The following is a 3,827-nucleotide window of genomic DNA, read 5'->3' on the forward strand; positions in this document are numbered from 1 at the left end:
AACGCGAGCGTTCAACGACTCTGACCCCTTGAAAGGACCCCTTGAAAGACCCTGAAACCTGCCCCCTCGATCGGAAAGGGGGCAGGACCGCGTTGCCGCAGTCCTGCCCCCTCCTTCCTGCGACCCTCCGTCCTGCTGCCTAGGCCGTCGGCAGCTGCGGCGCCGTCACCGCAGCGCCGGGCTTCTCCGCCTCATGCTCCGCAAACAGGCCATTCGTCCAAATCACGATGCCGTACAGGATGGCGCCGATGAACACGGCGCCACCGATCAGCCCCACGAATGCAGCGCCCTTGTCGCTGCCATGCTGTGCGTGTCCGCTCACCGCAGATCTCCGGAGAAAGTCAGTCGACGTCGGTGACGCGCACCGACACCATGCCATCGTTCGCCACGATCGAGGGAAGGAACTCGAGCCCCGTCGTGACCTTGCCGAACACCGTGTGCACGCCGTTCAGGTGACGCGTGTTCGCCTCGCTCAGCACAATGAAAAACTGGCTGCCGCCCGTGTTCTTGCCGGCATGCGCCATCGACAGCGCGCCCACGTCGTGCTTGTGCGGGTTGCCAGCCGTTTCGCACGGGATCTGCCAGCCCGGGCCGCCCGTGCCGATACGACGATCGCCAGCGGGCAGATCGCGCGAGTACGGATCGCCGCCCTGCACCACGAACTCTTCAATCACGCGATGGAACTTCACGCCATCGTAAAACCCCTGATTGGCGAGCTTCTCGAAATTCTCTACGGTCTTGGGCGCCTCGGCCGGGTACAACTCGGCGACAAGGGTCCCCTTGGTGGTCTCGAACGTTGCCAGCTTGGCCACTTGGTCTCCTGGGTGCTGAAGCGAAGGAAGATGGGAAAGCTAATGCGGTCACCGCGCATTGACAGCCGCGCCCGCCGAGCCGGTCACCCGGCCGCGCGTTTCAGTTCGGTACCCACAAGAGCAAGGCGCACGGGCAGTACCACAACTAATGAGCGCCCCTAATTCTTGGCGCCCCTAATTTTTAGCGCCCCTAATTTTTTGCGCCCCTAACCCTTAGCGCCCCCCCCTCGCCGTTCAAATCATCTCACAACTCGCACAAACCTCCTTCACCACGCATCCCTCACAATCCGGCTTCCGCGCCGTGCATCGCCGGCGACCGTGCCAGATCAACAAGTGGCTCAACAACGCCCAGTCTTCGCGCGGAAACAGCGGCATCAACGCCTGCTCGATCCCGATCGCGTCCGCTTCCCGCGTGAGCCCCAGCTTCCGCGCGAGCCGCTGCACGTGCGTGTCCACCACGATGCCTTCGTTGATCCCGAACGCGTTGCCCAGCACCACATTCGCCGTCTTGCGTCCGACCCCGGGCAGCGGCACCAGTTCGGCCACCGTGCGCGGGACCTCGCCACCATACCGCTCCATCAGCATGGTCCCCATGCCGATCAGGCTCTTCGCTTTCGCGCGGAAGAAGCCGGTCGTGCGCACGATCTCCTCCACGTCTTCCTGCGACGCTTCGCTCAACGCGCGAGCATCCGGATAGCGCGCGAACAAAGCCGGCGTGACCATATTCACGCGCACGTCGGTGCACTGCGCCGAGAGAATCGTGGCGCATAGCAGTTCGAACGGATTGCGGTAGTCCAGTTCGCAGTGGGCGTCGGGATATTCCGCCTTGAGACGCTCCAGCACGACCGTCGCGATCGCCAGCTTGTCGGCTTTCGTTTTCGGCGAGCGCGACACCAGCGCCGCGCGCTGCGACGGCTTCTGTCCGTACGTTTTCGTGGTCTTGCGCGCCACCATCAACCCTGCATCACACGCAGCTGCGGGGATGTCGCCCCGGCGCCCACGCGTCGCGCCCGCGCGAACGCCAGGACCTCCGCGGCCGACCGCGTGTTCAGCACATTGGCCGGCGTCAGCCATCCCTTCCGCGCGTTCGCGATGCCCAGTTCGAGGTGCGCCAATCCCTGCGGCGAATGGGCATCGGGGCCGATGCTCACCAAGGCACCGCGCTCCTGCGCCATGCGGCAGGCGCGCCAGTCGATGTCGAGTCGATTCGGGTCGGCGTTGAGTTCCAGCGCGACCCCGACGGCCCCGGCTTTTTCGATGATCGCCGCGATGTCGATGGCATACGGCTCGCGCGTGAGCAGCAGGCGACCCGTGGGGTGGCCCAAGATCGTGAGATGCGGATCGTCGAGCGCCTTGAGCACGCGGTCGGTCATCTGCCGCTCATTCATGCCGTAGCGCGAGTGCACCGAGCCGATCACGAAGTCGAAGCGATCGAGAAACGCCGCGTCGTAGTCCACCCGACCGCAGGGCAGGATGTCCGCCTCGATCCCCTTGAGCACCTGGAAGGCGTGACCCCGCGCGGCATACTCCGCATTCAGGGCATCGATCTCGTCGTGCTGTCGCAGAATCGCGTCGCGCGACAAGCCGCCCGCGTACGTGTTCGACTGCGAGTGGTCGGACACGCCGAGGTAGCGCAGGCCACGGGCATACGCGGCGCCGGCCATGTCGCTGATCGTCGCGCCACCGTCGCTGTACTGCGAGTGGCAGTGCAGGGCGCCCACCAAGTCCGCTTCGGTGATCAGCGTCGGGAACGGGCCGCGCGCTGCCGCTTCCACTTCCCCCATCGCCTCGCGCTGCTCGGGTACCACGTAGGCGAGTCCCAAGCGCGCATAGAGCGCGGGTTCATCGGGAATCGACACCAGCGCGCCATCGCGATCACGCAGCTCATCGCCGGCGAGAATGAAGCCCAGCCCTGCTGCTCGCTCGGTGATCTGCTTCACATGCGCGCTGCTGCCGGTGGCGCGCCACAGCGCGAGCGCGAACTGTTCCGGGCGCACGCAATGCACATCCACGCGTACGCCGTCGTCGAGTCGCAGCGACAACGTGCGGCCACCGCCGCCCAGCACTTCCTGCACGCCACGCAGCTGCGCGAACGACGCGGCCACCACGCTGGGGCTACCGCGTACTGCGCACACCAGATCCACGTCACGCACGATCTCCATGCGCCGGCGGATCGAGCCCGCGATCTCGAGGTGCAGTACATCCGGATGCGCGCGAATCGCCTCGGCGATGCGCTCGGCTTCCGCCCGCCCATGTTGCCAGAGCACATACGCGCCAGTGGCCCGCAAGTCGGCGATCCCCTTCAGGATCTTGTCCGCCGTCTTGACGCCGAACTTCGGCAGCGCCGCCAGCCGTCCATCGCGCGCGGCCACCTCGAGCTCCAGCAGCGAGTCGATGTGCAGCCCGTCGTGAATCGAGCGGATGCGCGACGGCCCCAAGCCGGGCACGCGCAGCATCTCCAGCAGTCCCTCGGGCGTTTCTTCCTGCAGCCGTTCCAGCAGGGCCGAGCCGTTACTGTCGGCGAGGTCGCGCAGCACCTCGATGGCCGCCGGCGCGATCAGATCCGCGGTCGTTAACTCACGCGCCAGCGCCTGCCTCAGGTCGGTCTCACCATGCGCCGCCACCGCGCGCGCCGCCGTCTGCATCGCGCGCACCGAAAATCGGTCCTCGTCATGCAGCTCGAGGAGCGTCGCGATCTGGGTCAGGGCGAAGGCGGCGGAGCGGCAATCCATGCTCCAAATCTAGCGCGATTGGCGGGGGGGAAACTGCCTCCTAGGCCGTTGGCAGTTCGCCGTTGGCAGTTTTACCCCTCGATCCCCACCATGTGCCGGACCTGGCGCACCAGCTGTACCAGCTGCGCCTCGGTCAGGTCCAGTTCCTGACCGGCCGCCTCCACATCCAGCAGTCCCGTCCGGACGCTCACCGCGACGCGATTCATGTAGCGCACCTTCGTCAGCAGCTCCAGCGTGAGCTGGCGCAGGCCGTGATACCGACGTTTCTCGGCGTTCGCGCGGC

At 66.2% G+C, this 3,827-nt stretch carries 5 protein-coding genes; all 5 read right to left on the reverse strand.

The features are described 5' to 3' along the window. Positions 1–139 precede the first annotated feature (139 nt). On the reverse strand, positions 140–322 hold the full coding sequence (locus ACIRA7_RS15560) for a hypothetical protein (protein ID WP_396221753.1): 183 nt from the start codon (positions 320–322) through the stop codon (positions 140–142). Between the two features lie 19 nt (positions 323–341). Beyond that, entirely contained in the window at positions 342–812 is a 471-nt protein-coding gene (locus ACIRA7_RS15565; RefSeq protein ID WP_396221754.1) for a peptidylprolyl isomerase, read from the reverse strand. Positions 813–1,046: 234 nt separating this feature from the next. After that, on the reverse strand, positions 1,047–1,766 hold the full coding sequence (gene nth / locus ACIRA7_RS15570; RefSeq protein WP_396221755.1) for an endonuclease III: 720 nt from the start codon (positions 1,764–1,766) through the stop codon (positions 1,047–1,049). Further along, a complete protein-coding gene (locus tag ACIRA7_RS15575; RefSeq protein ID WP_396221756.1) occupies positions 1,766–3,544 on the reverse strand; it encodes a PHP domain-containing protein in 1,779 nt (592 codons plus the stop codon). Before ACIRA7_RS15575 ends, nth begins: the two co-directional genes overlap by 1 nt. A 71-nt stretch (positions 3,545–3,615) precedes the next feature. Then, positions 3,616–3,827, reverse strand: a 212-nt coding sequence (locus tag ACIRA7_RS15580; protein ID WP_396221757.1) for a hypothetical protein, incomplete at its 5' end; no start/stop codon positions are given.

The sequence above is a fragment of the Gemmatimonas sp. genome (assembly GCF_044376735.1).
Lineage (GTDB): Bacteria > Gemmatimonadota > Gemmatimonadetes > Gemmatimonadales > Gemmatimonadaceae > Gemmatimonas.